Origin of the sequence: Exiguobacterium sp. AB2 (assembly GCF_000696055.1) — a bacterium.
Classification (GTDB): domain Bacteria; phylum Bacillota; class Bacilli; order Exiguobacteriales; family Exiguobacteriaceae; genus Exiguobacterium; species Exiguobacterium alkaliphilum.
Window position 1 is genome coordinate 1 of record NZ_JNAA01000102.1, and the last position, 16,976, is coordinate 16,976.

A 16,976-nucleotide genomic window follows, 5' to 3' on the forward strand; every position below is an offset into this window, starting at 1 on the left:
GACTTGCTTGAGCGCCTGTGCCGCCTTTTTCGGGTCGGTGACGACCGGCGTCAACAAGTGTGGGACACCGTTATAGACGTTCAACTCGACCATCTTCGGGTCAATCATCATCAATCGGACCTCATCCGGCCGGGTCCGCATCAAAATCGACACGATCATGCCGTTGATACAAACCGACTTCCCCGAGCCCGTCGACCCGGCTACGAGCAAGTGCGGCATTTTGTTCAAGGCGACGGTCACCGTCTCGCCACTGATGCTGCGCCCAAGCGCGACGAGTAACGGTGACGCCTCACGTTTGACCGTATCGGCCTCCAGCACTTCACGTAAGCACACCGGGGCGACCTCTTGGTTCGGCACTTCAATCCCGATGGCCGCCTTGCCCGGAATCGGCGCCTCGATGCGAATGTCTTTCGCCGCCAAAGCGAGCGCCAAGTCGTCACTGAGCGATGTGATCCGGCTCACTTTCACACCGATATCCGGTTGGAGCTCATATTTTGTCACGGTCGGTCCGAGATGAATTTTCAACACTTTCACACCGACACCGAACGACTTGAGCGTTTGGACGAGTTTTGTCGCATTCGCTTTCAAACGGGTGTTCTCACCCGATAAGTCCGTGACGACCGGTTCGGACAAAATGGTGAACGTCGGGAGCTCATACGTGTCCGAGACGTCTTGCGCTGCCGTCATCATCATATCTTCGGTCGCCATGTCCGCAACTTGATCCGTGCTTTCTGCCGCTTTCGTGCCTTGGTTTTGTTCTTGCTTCTCGGCGACGACTTGTTCACTGAATCCGACGATTGGGATGTCGTGAATCGTCACCGCATCGGTTTCCGGTTCAGGTTCTGACGGTTCGGTCAATGGCTTTGATTCACGCTGAACGGAAGCCGTCGCTTTTTTCCGAACCGGAGCCGTCTTTCGTTCCGGGCGCTCCCGTTCTTGCCACTCTTGCTTGATCGCTCGACCGGACTCGAGCAGTCTTTGGCCGGCACTGCGCCAAATCGTCGGGGACAGTAAAGAAATCCCGACGACAAGACAAATGATTCCGAGGAAGATGATACCGAAATCGGATAGTAAGTAATGATTCATGTCATAGAGCGCACCATTGATCGCTCCGCGCTCAGCCCCCCAGACGAGGTCGCCAAACAATAGAAAAGCGAGGAACAGTAAGAAAATTCCCGTCCGCTGGCTCGGCCTCCAATCGCTCAAAAAGATGAGCAACGTGAAGCCGATCGCGAGATAGGTCAATGCTCCCCAGCCTCCAAATAACGTGACGGCGAGCATGGAAGTCCGTGTGCCGACCCAGCCGAATTCAAATAATGAAAAGATGAACGCCGTCACGGCAAGAACGAATGCGCTCCACCCATATGTACGCCACGGAATCGGTTGTTTCTTTCGAGCTTTCGGAGCCGGTCGTTTCCGTTTTGGCGGTGTTTTCCTTGACTTTGGAGCCACCTTTTTTTGTGTCACTTTCGATTCCTCCTATAAAAAAAAGGCAAAAGTCAGATGACTTTTGCCTCAATTCATTATATCTCCATGATGATCGGCAAGATCATCGGACGACGTTTCGTCTGCTCGAACAAGAAGACGCTGAGCCGCTCACGAATATTTGATTTCAATTCGGTCCAATCGCTTCCAGCTTGGAGACTCTTCTCGATTTGCTTTGTGACGATTCGGTTCGCCTCAGAAATCATCTCTTCGGATTCACGCATATAGACGAATCCGCGCGAGATGAGCTCGGGGCCTGAAATCAATTTCTTTTGTTTCCGGTTCAACGTGACGACGCAGAGCACGACGCCGTCTTGCGACAAGAGGCGACGGTCCCGAAGCACGATGTTCCCGACGTCACCGACACCGATTCCGTCAATCAAGACGTTACCGGCCGGAACTTTACGGCTCATCCGGGCCTTACGACCCGTGAACTCGACCACATCGCCTTTTTCGACGATGAAGATGTTATTTGATTTGACGCCGACTTGTTCTGCAAGTTTCGAGTGCGCCATTTGCATCCGGTATTCTCCGTGAATCGGGAGGAAGTACTTCGGCTTGACGAGGTTGAGCATGAGCTTCAACTCTTCAGCCGAACCGTGTCCCGATACGTGAACTTTCCGCTGGTTATAGATGACGTTCGCACCTGAACGGAACAAGAGGTCGATCGTTTTCGAAACCGACTTCTCATTACCCGGGATCGGCGTCGCAGCGATGACGACCGTATCATTCAAGCGAATATTCACTTGTTTATGCGCGTTCCGTGCCATCCGTGTCAACGCTGCCATCGGTTCCCCTTGTGAACCGGTCGTCAAGATGACGACTTTGTTGTCAGGCAAACGGTTCACTTGTGACAGTTCAACGAGCGTTTTTGGCTTGAAACGAAGGTAGTTCAACTTTTGGGCCACTTCGACGATGTTGACCATGCTGCGGCCGACGACCGCGACTTTCCGGTCGTTCGCTTCCGCCGCTGCGAACACTTGTTGCAAACGATGGACGTTCGAGGCGAACGAGGCGACGATGACGCGCCCTTCCGCCTGATAGATGACGTCGTTCAATTCGGCACCAACGATTGACTCCGATCCGGTTTGACCCGGACGTTCCGCGTTCGTCGAGTCTGATAACAAGGCGAGGACGCCTCGCTGCCCGATTGCGGCCAATTTATTGAAATCAGACTGTTTCCCATCGACCGGTGTATAGTCGAATTTGAAATCGCCCGTATGGACGATTGCCCCTTGAGACGTTTGGATGCAGACCCCTACGCAGTCGGGAATCGAGTGGTTGACGCGGAAGAACGTGATGAAATGATCAGCGATAGTCAATTTCGTTTTGGCGTCAATCAATCGAAGGTCGACTTCTTTAAGTAAGCCTGCCTCTTTCAATTTGAGCTCAATCAAACCGAGCGTCAACTTCGTCCCGTAGACGGGGACGTGTTTCAAATCGCGGAGCACATAACTGAGTCCACCGATATGGTCTTCGTGACCGTGCGTGATGAAAATGGCACGGACACGGTCTTTATTCTCTTTCAAATACGTAATGTCAGGGATGACGATATCAATCCCGAGCATCTCATCGCCTGGGAACATGAGACCGGCATCGATGACGAAGATGTCGTCGTCTAGTTCCACGACGTACATGTTCTTCCCGATTTCGCCTACGCCTCCAAGCGCAAAGACGCTAATGTTCTCTGTCTTCTTCTTTGACACTAACAAAAACCTCCTAGATGATTCATATTCTGGTTCGTCCACTTATCGCTATTGAATATTGTATCGGAAAACGGCTTCATTGCCAACATTTCCGTTCAATCGACTAGAGGTTTTAAAACATCGGCGAGCGGCATCGTCGCTTGTTCCCCTGGCCGCTTGCCTGCTGCGAGCTGTCGAATCGACAATCCGAAGTCCATCTGCAGGTGCGGATAGTCGGGGAAGTTACGCCAATCGCCGCCCCACTCGAATCCGAGCGCCTTGCCGAGCTCACCGAGTTCTTGCCAGTCGGGCACACCGGAACGATTGTGGTCAGATGACAAATCATAGTCGGCCCGGTTGTCATGGATGATGACGAAATCGACGGCGAGTCCATAGTTATGGTAGCTCTGTCCGGCCTTGGCGTTCGTGACGATTTGGCCAGGCTCCGATCGACCTTGCGCATAGAGCGCGTTTTGCTCGTCTTCGGAGCGATAACCGGACGTCAGGCGAACCTCGAGCCCAAGGCACGAATAGGCGAGCCGGACAAACGTCTCGCTTCGTTCCCGGACGTGCGGATGTAAGTTCGAGAAGGCGCGCTCACTCCGCTCGACAATCGGCTGCTCGGCTTGTGGTGCCCGATTGCACATCCCTGCCTCAAACGATGGCTCATCCACCCAAGGCGTCGGTCCTGGACGTGAAAACGAGTACGCCAAGAAGATGCCGACGAGAAACGCGACCATCGCGAACGTCAAGACACCGGTCCACTTCATCGTCTGAACCGTTTACGGAGTCCTTTGACGAGCGGAAGTCCTTTTTCGAGGGCGAAATAGAGCAGACGATTCAAGACGAGGTCGAACTCTCCGACCTTCTCAATCATGTCACTGCCCCACCCTGACTTAAAGGCGTAAAGTCCCGCGTATTCATCGTCCGGGTCCGTTTTACCAGAGACGCCGCCGAAATCGTACCGTTCGGCTCCGCTCTCTTTTGCGGCTTGCATCATCGTCCATTGCATGAGGTGGTTCGGCATGAATTCACGGAACTCGTTCGATGACGCGCCGTACAAGTAGTACGAGCGGCGACCGGCGAGCGTCAACAGACCACCCGACAAGACGAGGCCGTCCGGATAGCGCTTGTCGAGTTCGACGAGCTCCGGCAACGCTGTCTCGATTTTTTCAATCTGTTCGCGTGTCTGTTTCTCGCGATTCGTCAAGCTCGACCGTTTCTTCTCGACGGTCTCCTTCTCGAGCGCCCGCTCGATTTTCGCGAGCTCTCGCGTCGCTTTCTCGAGCGTCTGTCGCTGTTGCTCGAGGGCAAGGCTCGGCTCGAGTTTCGTCAAGAACAGGCGGGCGTCATTCGGTTGAAGGCAGTCATACAGGTTCTCGAAGTAATCGAGTCCGCGCGTGGAAAATCCGTCCCGTTCCCCTGTCACTTTCATCAACTCGGCGAACGTCTTCAGACCGTCACGACCGACCTCGGTACAGACGATGCCTTTCTTTTCCGCGAGCCGAACGTTATAGCGGAACTTATGGTGAAACTTCCCGAAAATCTCTTTCTCGCTCGGGCGCAAATCCGTTTCCATCGTGAAGCGGGGCTGTGCATAATCGAATCCGCCGCCATACCCTTTATGAATAAAACCGAGCTCGGTCATCTCCGTCATCAAGCCCGGGACTTCATCGCGGTCGATGTTCGGGTCGATTTTGATCGTGATGGCACGTCGGTCTTTCGCGACACGTTTCGCCTCTTCGGTCAATACTTTGAGCGACTCTGTGTCGTCATAGTCGACGACGAAGCCACGCGGGGCGTAACATAGCGTGAACGGGAGCTTCGGCACTTGTTTGAACAATAACAGGGCGACCCCTGTCGTCGTTCCGTTCGTCCCGACGGCGATGCGTTCTCCTGACCAACCGTTTTGACGCTTGACGCTGGCCCAACTTGAAAGTTGGAGCAAATCTCCCCGGTCATGGGCTTTGACGAAATCGTCATGCTGTTTCTCTGTCAAACTGATAGGTTGTACTGCCATAAATCATGATTCCTCCGTCTTCAAGATTGTCGCTCGAACAATTTTCTCTTCATCGAGCGGAATTTTTTCGTTGCCGATGATTTGATATTTTTCGTGCCCTTTTCCGGCCAAGACGACGATGTTCGTCGGTTTCGCGAGGCTTGCCGCATATCGGACCGCTTCTTCACGGTCACCAATCTCGACGAAGTTGTCGTGCGTCATGCCTGAAGCGATGCCGCTCGTGATGGAGTCATATGCTTCAAAGCGGGGGTCATCCGTCGTGATGACGACCGTGCCGGCGTACTTTGAGGCCATCTGGCCCATCGTCGGTCGTTTCGTCACATCACGATTGCCGCCCGTCCCAATCAAGAAGATGATGTCTTCCTTCGGGACGCCGACGAGCGATTTCAAACATTGCTCGATACCATCCGGCGTGTGGGCATAGTCAGCGTAGACGTTATAACCAGGCACGTCGAGCCGTTGCATCCGCCCTTTGGCCGGATGAATCGCCTCGAGCGCCTCAATAATCTTCGCGAGCGAATAACCCGCAGCGAGCAGACACCCTGTCGCAAGGAGAATATTGTACACGTTGAAGCGTCCGATGAACTGAACCGTCACCGGCAAGCTCTCCCCTTGATAGTGAAGATGGAAACTCGTATCAGACAACGTCTGCACGATATTCGTCGCCAAGACGTCAGCCGGGGCGTCGATGCCGTATGTCATGACACGCGCACCCGTCATCGTCTCATAGAGCTTGCTATATGGATCGTCCGCATTCAAGACGGCGACTTTGCCACGGGACGCGATTTGACCGAGCTGGGCGAAGAGCAACCCTTTCGCACGGGCATAATTATCAAACGTGCCATGGAAGTCGAGATGGTCATGGGTCAAGTTCGTGAAGCCGACGATATCGAAATCGGTGCCGATGACACGGCCGAGTTCGAGCCCGTGTGACGACACTTCCATCATGACGTCCGTCACCCCTTCGGCCTTCATCTGCGCCAACAGTTGCTGCAGTTCTGAACTTTGCGGCGTCGTGTTCTTGCTCGGTACGACCCGGTCGTTGATGCGGACTTCGACCGTCCCAATCAAGCCGGTACTATGCCCGAGCTCTGCGAGGACGTCGCGTAAAATCGTCGTCGTCGTCGTCTTCCCGTTCGTCCCGGTGATGCCGAACATGCGCATCTGTTCTGACGGGTAGCCATAAAATGCTGAAGCCAACAGTCCGACGGCTCTCGAGCTGTCCCGGACGACCAAGTTCGGTACCGGCACGTCGAGCGGACGGTCGCTGACGATGGCGACGGCACCGCGTTCAACGGCGGTCGCGGCGTAGTCGTGTCCATCGACCGTGTACCCTTTGATCGCGACGAACAGCGTCCCGGGGACGACTTCGCGCGAGTCGGTCGTCACGTGGGTCACGTTGATGTCAGAGTTTGATAGTTGGTTAATCAATTGAATGTGTTTTGCTAAATCGGTTAAGTTCAAGTCTTTCCCTTCTTTCACCTGTATCCTGTCCAAAGTAAAGAATACCTCTTAATCAGTGTAGAGAACTTACAATTCGGTTTCAAGTCAGTCTTCGGACGGAAGGACATAAGATTTGGCAGGAGCATGGCTGAGCACTTCACGAATGAGGGCGTTCACGTCACGCGTCTCGATCCGGTCTACTTTATCGAGGACGACATCGATCGGTTCCACCTCATCTAATAGGACGAGGTTGCGGCCGTTGCGATTCATCCGCGCGCTCGTGCTCTCATTGCCGAGAACGAGCGAGCCTTTCAGTTGCCGCTTCCCTTTCTCGACTTCGTCGTCCGTCAAGCCGCTCGTCTTCAACGCCGCGAGTTCACGGTCCATAATCGACTCGACTTGGTCGAGCGTGTCTTTCGACGTCCCGATATAAATCGTGAACGTCCCGTGATCGTCGAACGTCGTATAATACGAATAGATTGAGTAGGCGAGCCCTTGTTCTTCGCGAATCGACTGGAACAAGCGGGATGACATCGTCGCCCCGATGGCGTTGTTCAGCAGGGCCAGATGCGGTAACCGGTCATCGGTCGCGGCAATCGCCTCGAAGTTCCAACAGAGATGGGCTTGCTCGGTCTCTTTTTCTTTTTTCACGACCTCGGCGTGTAGCGTCGGTACGGTCGATTCTTTCGAAGATTCCCCTGTTGGGAGACCGGCAAACCTCGCTTTAACGGCCTCGATGAGTTCATCCGGCACGTGTCCGGCAATCGACACGACGACGCGGTTGCCTGTATACCGTGTTTCCACGTATCGAAGCAACTGGTCGCGGGTGAGGCCGAGCACGCTCGACTCCGTCCCAAGAATCGGTTCGGCCAGCACGTCGTCTTGATAGACGGCCGTTGCGAGCAGTTCGTGGACGAGGTCTTCCGGTGTATCTTCATACATTTTGATTTCTTCGAGTACGACGCGTTTTTCCTTCTCGAGTTCGGCTTCATCGAAGACCGAGTTGAACAGCATGTCCGCGAGCGCGTCAAACGCGATCAAAGCGTGGTCGTCGAGTGTCTTCACGTAATAACACGTATGGTCTTTCGATGTGAAGGCGTTGACGCTACCACCAAGCTCATCGAAGAACGAGGCGATCTCTTTCGCCGACCTCGTCTTCGTCCCTTTAAATAGCATGTGTTCAATCAAATGACTGATTCCAATCTCGGACTTGTCTTCAGTGCGCGTCCCGGCTTTGATGAACACCCCGGTCGACGTGCTCCGGACGTCTGCCATCGGTTCGATGACGATGCGGACGCCGTTGTCTAATGTGATCCATTCCATCTTATCACTCCTATGAAAAAGGCCATCGCGATAGACGATGGCCAGCATGAATTAGTTTGTCGATCTTGGCGGGCGACGATCTCCGTCACGACGCGGCGGACGGCTATCACGTGGTGGGCGACTCTCACGTTGCGCTTTCCGTTTCGCTTCATAAGCTTCGCGTTCCTCCGGTGACAACCCTTCAAGGATGAGCAGTTTGTGTGAAGCGTTGACGCGGCCTTTGTCATCAATCTCGGTCACGCGGACTTTGATTGTATCGCCAAGTTTGACGACGTCTTCGACGTTCGCGACACGCTCTAAGCTGAACTCTGAGACGTGGACGAGTGCGTCCTTTCCTTTGAACAATTCGACGAACGCACCAAACTTCTCAATCCGGCGGACGGTCGCGTCGAACTCTTCGCCGACGACGACTTCACGGACGATGTCACCGATGAGCGCCATCGCCATGTCGATGCCGTCTTGGTCGGTCGAGGCGATGAACACCGTTCCGTCCTGTTCGATATCGATTTTGACACCGGTCTGGTCGATGATGCTGTTGATCATCTTCCCACCTGGTCCGATGACGTCGCGAATCTTGTCCGGGTTGATCGTCATCGTGACAATCTTCGGTGCATACTTCGACAACTGCGGACGTGGCGCATCGAGCGTCTCGAGCATGTGGCTCAAGATATGGAGACGGCCCACACGCGCTTGTTCGAGTGCCTCGACCAAGATGTCGCGTGTGATCCCTGCAATCTTGATATCCATTTGAAGTGCCGTGATTCCGTCTTTCGTTCCCGCGACTTTAAAGTCCATGTCGCCGAGGTGGTCTTCGAGCCCTTGGATATCCGTGAGGACCGTGTAGTGTTCGCCTTCCATGATGAGACCCATCGCAATCCCGGCAACCGGGGCCTTGATTGGTACACCAGCGTCCATGAGGGCGAGCGTCGAGCCACAGATTGAAGCCTGTGAACTAGAACCGTTCGACTCAAGTACTTCCGACACGAGACGAATCGTGTACGGGAAATCCGCTTCCTTCGGGATGACCGGGAGCATCGCACGCTCACCGAGTGCCCCGTGACCGATTTCACGACGACCTGGTGCCCGGACCGGACGCGCTTCACCGACCGAGAACGGCGGGAAGTTGTAATGGTGCATGAAGCGTTTGTTCTCTTCGAGACCGATGCCGTCGATGATTTGCGCATCACCGATGACGCCAAGTGTCGCGACCGACATGACTTGCGTCTGACCGCGTGTGAACAAACCGACGCCGTGGGCGCGCGGCAACAAGCCGACTTCCGAAGCGAGCGGGCGAATCACGTCAGGACGGCGACCGTCAGGACGGACCTTCTCAAGTGTAATCAAGCGGCGGACTTCATCTTTGACGAACTTGTTCAAAATGCCAGACACTTCTTTCAACTTGGCCGGCTCGTCCGCGAGACGCTCTTCGTAAATCGCGACGTACTTGGCGATGACTTCATTGATCGCCTCGTCACGGGCATGCTTCTCTTCGACTTGAACGGCCTCGACGATTTCAGGGCGGGCCGCTTCGAGCTCAGCTGACAACGTCTCGTCAAACTTCGACACAGTATATTCGAATTTCGGTTTCCCGACAGCTGCGACGATCTCGTTTTGGAACGCGACGAGCTTTTTAATCTCATCGTGACCGAACAAGATTGACTCGAGCATGATGTCTTCTGAGACTTCGTTCGCACCGGCCTCAACCATGTTGATGGCGTCAGCCGTACCGGCGACTTGAAGCTCGAGTTCTGTCTTTTCGAGTTGTTCCGTCGTCGGGTTGACGATGAACTCGCCATCGATGCGGCCAACCGTGGCACCGGCAATCGGTCCGTCAAACGGGACGTCCGAGATTGAAAGGGCGACCGACGTTCCGAGCATACCGGCCATCTCTGCCGAGCAGTCCGGGTCGTTTGACATGACGTAAATCATGACTTGGATATCGTGACGGAATCCATCCGGGAAGAGTGGGCGAATCGGACGGTCGATGAGACGTGACGTCAAAATCGCGTTCTCACCAGGACGACCTTCCCGACGAAGGAATCCTCCTGGAATTTTACCGACCGAATACAGTTTTTCTTCGTAGTTGACCGTAAGCGGGAAGAAATCTAAATCTTTTGGTGCTTTCGATGCGGTTACCGTGGCGAGCACGACCGTGTCACCGTAACGCACGAGCGCCGAACCGTTCGCTTGTTTCGCGAGTTGGCCGACTTCTACAGATAGCGGACGTCCGCCCCATTCTGTAGAAAATACTTGTTTCGTACCTAACATGAACATTCTCCTCTCAAACCTTATCTAGTTTATTATGTAACTCATACCTACGAATGTCTAATGATTTTCCTTTTAAAAAAGAAGAAACGGACTAGGAACAAATGTCCCAGCCCGTCACGTGGTCCGGTCGGATTAGCGACGAAGACCAAGGCGTTGAATCAATTCACGGTAACGTGTAACGTCCTTGTTACGAAGGTACGTAAGCAAGTTACGGCGACGTCCAACCATTTTCAAAAGACCGCGACGTGAGTGGTGGTCTTTCTTGTGTGTACGAAGATGATCGTTTAATGTGTTGATTTGTTCAGTCAATACTGCAACTTGAACTTCCGGTGAACCAGTGTCACCTTGTTTTGTCGCGTATTCCGCGATGATTTCATTCTTACGTTCTTTTGAGAGTGCCATTTGCCTCTCCACCTCCAATTAAATAAAATTGCCGCGTTGCCGAGCCGACGTTGGTGAATCGATCAGCCAAGCGAAACGGTGTACTTTGCGTACCAAAATAGAATACAGGAGTCCGTGTTTAAAGTCAAGATAGGATTGAGCGGGCCTTCGTCTCGTCTTGCTTCAACTGCGCGATGAGCGAATCGAGGCCGTCGAACGCCCGCTCGTTGCGAATGAATCGGACCCATTCGATCTCAATCAATTGTCCGTATAAGTCCTCAGAGAAATCAAACAAGTGACTCTCGATTGAGACGTCGCCCGTGTCATAAAACGTCGGGCGCCGCCCGACGTTCGTCATCGCATGAAACGTCCGACCGTCACGCAACCGGACCCGCGTCGCGTACACGCCGAGCCGTGGCATGACGTAAGAGGCGTCCATGACGACGTTCGCCGTCGGGTATCCAATCGTGCGTCCGCGGGCATCTCCGTGGATGACTTCCCCACAAATCACATAAGGGGAACCAAGCAGCGTTGCCGCCGCATCCACTTCCCCGGCACCGAGCAGTTTTCGAATCCGGGTCGACGAAACTTTCTCCCCACCCTCGGTCTGTTCATTGACGACCGACGTCGTGAAGCGACCGCGGGCATGGAACGGCATCGTCTCCATTGTCCCTTCCCCGAACTTGCCATACGAATAATCAAATCCGGCCGTCACGTGGACGGCACCGGCGCCAATCAAATAGTCGTCGACAAACTGTTGCGGCGATAGGCCCGCGAGTTCTTTCGTGAACGTCAAGACGAGGCAGCGTTCGACTCCGAGCGATTCGATGCGCTTCAACTTGCGCGAGAGCGGCGTGATGTAACGCACCGCGTCCGGTTTGTTGGACAGCACTTGCTTCGGATGTGGGTCGAACGTGACGACCGTGACCGGTACGTTCAGCCGCTCCGCTTGTTCCTGCGCATGGCGAATCACGGCTTGATGGCCCGTGTGGACACCATCGAAGAATCCGAGCACCATGACCGAAGGGACAACGTCCGGCGTCTCGGGATATGTGAGATGTATCGTTTCCATACTTTCGTTTCCCCCTTAGTCGATCGTCAACATGACCTCGACTGTTGCGTCTGTCGTTCCGTCAAGCCGTCGGTAGAGGGCGAGCGGAATTCCTTCTTCATTATAGACAGTAAACAGCTCGAATTCGAGCGAGACGTCGTTCAACTTGCCGCCGTTACGGATATACCGTTCCCGGTTCGCCGCAATCGTCATCGTCGGCCAGCGTTTGATGACTTCTTCGAGCGGGATGACATAGTGCATCCGTTCCTCGACCGTCTCAAACGCCATGAGCGTCTCAAGGCTGACTGCGGCCGCTTCATCGAACGAACCCGACATGGTTCGGCGAAGGTCGCTCATGTGCGCCGGATACCCAAGCTGTTCGCCAATTTGAACGGCGAGTGTGCGGATGAACGTCCCTTTCCCGCAGTCGACTTCGATTCGGAAACGACAGACGTTGTCATTGAACGTAAGTTCGCTCGTCCTTACGAGTTGGTGAATCTCGACCATCCGGCGCGGCCGTTCGACCGTTTGCCCTTTCCGAGCATACTCATACAGCTTCTTCCCGTTCACTTTGACAGCCGAGTAATAAGGTGGAATCTGTTCAATCGTTCCGGTCAGCGTCTGTAGGACACGATCGACGTCTGCGGCCGTGAACGCCGTTGCCTCGACGTCACGCGCCTCGACAACTTCGCTATGGGCGTCCTCGGTCATCGTCGCCGTCCCAATCGTCACCTCGGCAACATATCGCTTCCCTTCGTCCGTCAAAAAGCGTGATAACTTCGTCGCCCGACCGAGACAAATCGGCAACACCCCGGTCACTTCTGGATCGAGTGTGCCCGTATGGCCCACTTTTTTCGTTTGGAATAACTTGCGCAGTTTGAAGACACAGTCATGACTCGTCATGCCGGCATCTTTATCAAGGATGAGTACTCCTGTCGGTTCCATGTTTTTCCCTCCACATGAAAAAGGGAGACGTGAGTCCCCCTTTCCATTATTCGCCTTTGTTCAAGTCGCGAATCAACGAGTCGATATGGCTACCATATGCGACCGATGAATCGTACGCGAACGTCAATTCCGGTGTTTTCCGAAGACGGATGCGGCTGCCGATTTCACGGCGGATGAAACCGCTCGCCTTATCGAGTCCTGCTTGCGTCTCTGCCTTTACTTCAGCGTCGTCTCCGAGCACGGTATAATAGGCGGTCGCTTGTTGCAAGTCTCCCGTCACTTCGACGCTCGTGATCGTCGCGTTCTTCGTACGCGGATCGCTCACTTCACGAAGTAAAATGTCTGTGATTTCTTTACGCATCTGTTCAGCGACGCGTTGGGCACGAATGTTCATACGTGTTCCCTCCTCGCTTTATTTCCGTTCGACTTCTTTCATGACGAACGCTTCGATGACGTCTTCGACTTTGATGTCATCAAACTTCTCGACTTTAATTCCACACTCATAACCTGTCGCAACTTCTTTGACATCATCTTTGAAGCGGCGGAGCGTGTCGAGTTTGCCTTCGTAGACGACAATCCCGTTACGGATGACACGGACACCGGCGTCACGTGAGATTTTACCTTCCGTGACGTAACATCCTGCGATCGTTCCGACTTTTGAGACTTTGAAGACGTCACGGACTTCAACTTGTCCTGTGATCTCTTCAACGAACTCTGGGTCGAGCATCCCTTTCATCGCGCTCTCGATCTCTTCGATGGCGTTATAGATGATGCGATGGAGACGCATTTCAACGTTCTCTTGTTCCGCCATAGAACGGGCATTCCCGTCAGGACGGACGTTGAAACCGATGATGATGGCGTTCGCAGCTGAGGCGAGGATGACGTCACCTTCTGTGATCGCACCGACACCTTGGTGGACGATGTTAACTTTGACGCCTTCGACGTCAATCTTACGGAGTGACCCAGCGAGTGCTTCCGCTGAACCTTGAACGTCCGCTTTGATGATGACGTTCAAGTCTTTCACTTCGCCTTCTTGAATCCGGCTGAACAAGTCGTCAAGGCTGACTTTCGCCGACTCACGACGCTGTGATTCGAGGTAACGTTGGTAACGTTTTTCCCCGATGGCCCGTGCCTTCTTCTCGTCTTCAAACACGATGAACTGGTCACCGGCTTGCGGAACGTCGTTCAATCCTGTGATTTCGATCGGGGTCGATGGACCGACTTCTTTCACACGACGACCGATATCGTTGACCATCGCCCGGACACGACCGAACGTGCTGCCGACGACGATCGAGTCTCCGATGCGAAGCGTTCCGTGTTGAACGAGAAGCGTCGCGACTGGACCACGGCCTTTGTCGAGCTTCGCTTCGATGACCGTACCGCGGGCTGGCATGTCAGGCGTCGATTTGTATTCTTCGACTTCTGAAACGAGAAGGATCATCTCGAGCAACTCGTCGATGCCTCCACCTTGAAGGGCTGAAATCGGAACGAAAATCGTTTCGCCGCCCCACTCTTCAGGAATCAATCCGAATTCAGTCAACTCTTGTTTGACGCGGTCGGGGTTCGCCCCTTCCTTGTCCATCTTGTTGACTGCGACGATGATTGGAACGTTCGCCGCTTTCGCGTGCGAAATCGCTTCTTCTGTCTGTGGCATGACACCATCATCCGCTGCGACGACGATGATCGCGATGTCCGTCACTTCGGCCCCACGAGCACGCATCGTCGTGAAGGCGGCGTGACCAGGTGTGTCGAGGAACGTGATCTTCTTGTCGTTGACTTGTACTTGATACGCACCGATATGCTGTGTGATGCCACCTGCTTCGCCGGCAACGACTTTCGTGTTCCGAATCGAGTCGAGAAGCGTCGTTTTACCATGGTCGACGTGACCCATGATCGTCACGACTGCCGGGCGTTCTTCAAGGTCATATTCTGAGAAGTCGACTTCGACCGTCTCAAAGTCGATTTCATCGACGACGACCTCTTTCTCGACTTCAAACCCGAACTCTGATGCGAGCAATTCAATCGTCTCGTCATCGAGCGTTTGGTTGATCGTCGCCATGACACCAAGACCCATCAACTTCATGATGATCTCGTTTGGCTTTTTATTCATTTTCGAGGCCAAGTCCGATACGCTCAAGACGTCCTCGTACTTGATGACGTTGCCCATCTCCGCCTCTTGTGCGAGACGCGCAGCTTTCCGTTGGCTCGTCTTCGAGTTTGGATCCGCTTCTTGCGGGATGGCTGCCTTCGCCGGCTTGCCTTTCCCTTTTCCGCGTTTCTTGTTGCGGTTGTCGTTACGGTTGTTCCCACCGAAACGGTTGCTTCCGCCGCGGTTTGATTGATTGCCTTGCGGAGCAGCTTGACGCGTTTTTGGCGCTTCTTTCTTCTCTTGCTTCGGTTGCTCTTTCGGCTGTTCAGTCGCCGCTTTCGGTGCCGCTTTCTGTTCAGCCGCACGATATTTCTCAGGGTTAAAAATTCGATCCAATTGTTTCACCGATTCCTCATCTAAAACAGCCATATGATTCTTCACCGGCTTGTTCAATTTTTCGAGCTGGGTAATGACTTGTTTACTTGTTACGTTCTGTTCTTTTGCAAATTCATAGACGCGTTTTCCCAAAGCATCCACCTCCGTTAATAGTTACGAGAGAAGTTGCTTAAGCTTGTTCGCAAATCCGGATTCGGTCACTGACACGACGACCCGCATATCTTTCCCCATGGCAGCGCCGATCGTATATCGGTCGCTCACTTCCACGTAAGGAACACCATACGATGTACATTTGTCGGTGACCCGTTTTCTCGTTGACGGTCCTGCGTCTCCGGCAAGGATGACGAGCTTGGCGCGGCCAGCCCGAATATCCTTTAATACAAACTCTTCTCCCATCGTTACTTTCCTCGCTCTTGCGGCAAGGCCTAACAATGATTCCCACTGGCTCATGAGACGTCTCCTTCAACTGCTTGTTTCAGCTGTTCATAAAGTGTCTCATCCGTCTTCACTTTCAAATGATGGTCGAGCGTCCGTTTTTTCTCTGCTAAACGGATGACGTCCATCTGTTTCGACAAGTATGCGCCTCGTCCGTTCATCTTCCCGGTCGGGTCGATGACGACGTCGCCTTCAGGCGTCCGGACGACACGAATCAAGTCTTTTTTCGGTAACATCTCTTGCGTGACCACACATTTGCGCAAAGGAAGTTTCTTTTGCTTCATGATCATTCCTCTTCTTTTACCGTCGTCGACTCAAGCACTGTCTCGTCAGCCTGTTCCATTTCATTGTGAACAATTTCTGGCTCCGATTCAACTTTTTCGGCGTACGTATCGAACAAGTCGAGCGCTTCCGCATCCGTTTCGCTCTTAATGTCGATCTTCCATCCTGTCAACTTGGCGGCAAGGCGCGCGTTTTGACCACGCTTCCCGATTGCGAGCGACAATTGATAGTCCGGGACGACGACCGTCGTCGACTTGGCTGGCTCGTTCACGTATACGGCCACGACTTGAGCCGGGCTCAGTGCGTTTTTGACGAACTCTTTCGGATCTTCCGACCAGCGCACGATATCAATCTTCTCGCCGTTCAACTCATCGACGATCGTTTGGACGCGTTGCCCTTTCGGACCGACGCAAGCACCGACCGGGTCGACGATATCGGAATGGACCGCGATCTTCGAACGGTCCCCCGCCTCACGCGACACCGACATGACGTCGACCGTCCCGTTCGCGATTTCCGGCACTTCGAGTTCGAATAGACGACGGAGGAGGCCCGGGTGCGTCCGCGACACTTGAATCGCAGCGCCAGAACCTTTCGTCGTCGAGTCGACTTTCGTCACGTACACTTTGATCCGGTCATGAATCTGGTACGATTCGTTCGGCATCTGTTCGTTCGGTGTGAGCACCGCCTCGATGTTGTTCTCAAGGCCGATATACAAGTTGCGCGGATCGAAACGTTCGACGATTCCCGTCATGATCTCGTCTTCTTTGTCCGCGAAGTGGTTGTAAATCCGCTCGCGCTCGGCTTCGCGCATCTTTTGCGTGACGACTTGTTTCGCCGTCATCGCCGCGACGCGACCGAAATCGCTCGGCGTCACTTCTTCCTTGTGGAAGTCACCGAGCTCGTAGTTCGGGTCGATTTCGTGCGCTTCTTCGAGCGAGAGCTGTTGCTCCGGCTGCGTGAGACGCTCGACGACTTCAAGCAAGGCGAACACGCGAATATCGCCTGTCACTTGGTCGAACTCGACTTTGACGTGTTCGTTCGGGTTGGCGACATTTCGGCGATATGCCGAGATGAGCGCTTGCTCGAGCGCATCGATGATGATGTCTTTCTCGATCCCCTTTTCTTTTGCAATCTGTTCGATTGTTGTGAGTAATTGTGGCCCCATCTTTACCT

At 53.9% G+C, this 16,976-nt stretch carries 15 protein-coding genes; all 15 read right to left on the reverse strand.

Features of this window, described 5'->3' with window-relative positions; translation table 11 throughout:
• Positions 1-1,467, reverse strand: a 1,467-nt coding sequence (locus DI14_RS11850) for a DNA translocase FtsK (protein ID WP_235193465.1), incomplete at its 3' end; no start/stop codon positions are given.
• Positions 1,468-1,523: 56 nt separating this feature from the next.
• Positions 1,524-3,191, reverse strand: coding sequence for a ribonuclease J (locus DI14_RS11855; RefSeq protein WP_034808812.1), 1,668 nt, complete (start codon positions 3,189-3,191; stop codon positions 1,524-1,526).
• 95 nt (positions 3,192-3,286) lie between these two features.
• The gene (locus DI14_RS11860; protein ID WP_034808814.1) at positions 3,287-3,940 is read right to left on the reverse strand and encodes a M15 family metallopeptidase; all 654 of its coding nucleotides are present in this window, start codon (positions 3,938-3,940) and stop codon (positions 3,287-3,289) included.
• Positions 3,937-5,190, reverse strand: a complete 1,254-nt coding sequence (locus tag DI14_RS11865) for a lipid II:glycine glycyltransferase FemX (protein ID WP_034808816.1) — start codon at positions 5,188-5,190, stop codon at positions 3,937-3,939. The genes DI14_RS11860 and DI14_RS11865 overlap by 4 nt, the downstream gene beginning before the upstream one ends.
• 3 nt (positions 5,191-5,193) lie before the next feature.
• The gene (locus DI14_RS11870) at positions 5,194-6,687 is read right to left on the reverse strand and encodes a UDP-N-acetylmuramoyl-L-alanyl-D-glutamate--2,6-diaminopimelate ligase (RefSeq protein WP_235193466.1); all 1,494 of its coding nucleotides are present in this window, start codon (positions 6,685-6,687) and stop codon (positions 5,194-5,196) included.
• A gap of 51 nt (positions 6,688-6,738) precedes the next feature.
• A complete protein-coding gene (locus DI14_RS11875) occupies positions 6,739-7,956 on the reverse strand; it encodes a pitrilysin family protein (RefSeq protein WP_034808818.1) in 1,218 nt (405 codons plus the stop codon).
• A 51-nt stretch (positions 7,957-8,007) separates the two neighbouring features.
• Positions 8,008-10,224, reverse strand: a complete 2,217-nt coding sequence (gene pnp / locus DI14_RS11880; protein ID WP_034808820.1) for a polyribonucleotide nucleotidyltransferase — start codon at positions 10,222-10,224, stop codon at positions 8,008-8,010.
• A 132-nt stretch (positions 10,225-10,356) separates the two neighbouring features.
• Positions 10,357-10,626 (reverse strand): 30S ribosomal protein S15, encoded by a 270-nt coding sequence (gene rpsO, locus DI14_RS11885; protein ID WP_015881433.1) that lies wholly within the window; start codon positions 10,624-10,626, stop codon positions 10,357-10,359.
• A 124-nt stretch (positions 10,627-10,750) separates the two neighbouring features.
• Complete coding sequence (locus DI14_RS11890) at positions 10,751-11,677, reverse strand: bifunctional riboflavin kinase/FAD synthetase (protein WP_034808822.1); 927 nt, start codon at positions 11,675-11,677, stop codon at positions 10,751-10,753.
• A 15-nt stretch (positions 11,678-11,692) separates the two neighbouring features.
• Positions 11,693-12,601 (reverse strand): tRNA pseudouridine(55) synthase TruB, encoded by a 909-nt coding sequence (gene truB / locus DI14_RS11895; RefSeq protein WP_034808824.1) that lies wholly within the window; start codon positions 12,599-12,601, stop codon positions 11,693-11,695.
• A 46-nt stretch (positions 12,602-12,647) separates the two neighbouring features.
• The gene (gene rbfA, locus DI14_RS11900; protein WP_034808825.1) at positions 12,648-12,995 is read right to left on the reverse strand and encodes a 30S ribosome-binding factor RbfA; all 348 of its coding nucleotides are present in this window, start codon (positions 12,993-12,995) and stop codon (positions 12,648-12,650) included.
• An 18-nt stretch (positions 12,996-13,013) separates the two neighbouring features.
• The gene (gene infB / locus DI14_RS11905; protein WP_034808827.1) at positions 13,014-15,218 is read right to left on the reverse strand and encodes a translation initiation factor IF-2; all 2,205 of its coding nucleotides are present in this window, start codon (positions 15,216-15,218) and stop codon (positions 13,014-13,016) included.
• 21 nt (positions 15,219-15,239) lie between these two features.
• The gene (locus DI14_RS11910; protein WP_034808829.1) at positions 15,240-15,536 is read right to left on the reverse strand and encodes a YlxQ family RNA-binding protein; all 297 of its coding nucleotides are present in this window, start codon (positions 15,534-15,536) and stop codon (positions 15,240-15,242) included.
• Positions 15,533-15,805 (reverse strand): RNase P modulator RnpM, encoded by a 273-nt coding sequence (rnpM, locus tag DI14_RS11915; protein ID WP_034808831.1) that lies wholly within the window; start codon positions 15,803-15,805, stop codon positions 15,533-15,535. The genes DI14_RS11910 and rnpM overlap by 4 nt, the downstream gene beginning before the upstream one ends.
• 2 nt (positions 15,806-15,807) lie before the next feature.
• Positions 15,808-16,968: a transcription termination factor NusA gene (nusA, locus tag DI14_RS11920; RefSeq protein ID WP_034808832.1), complete on the reverse strand. Its 1,161-nt coding sequence runs from the start codon at positions 16,966-16,968 to the stop codon at positions 15,808-15,810.
• Positions 16,969-16,976 lie beyond the last annotated feature (8 nt).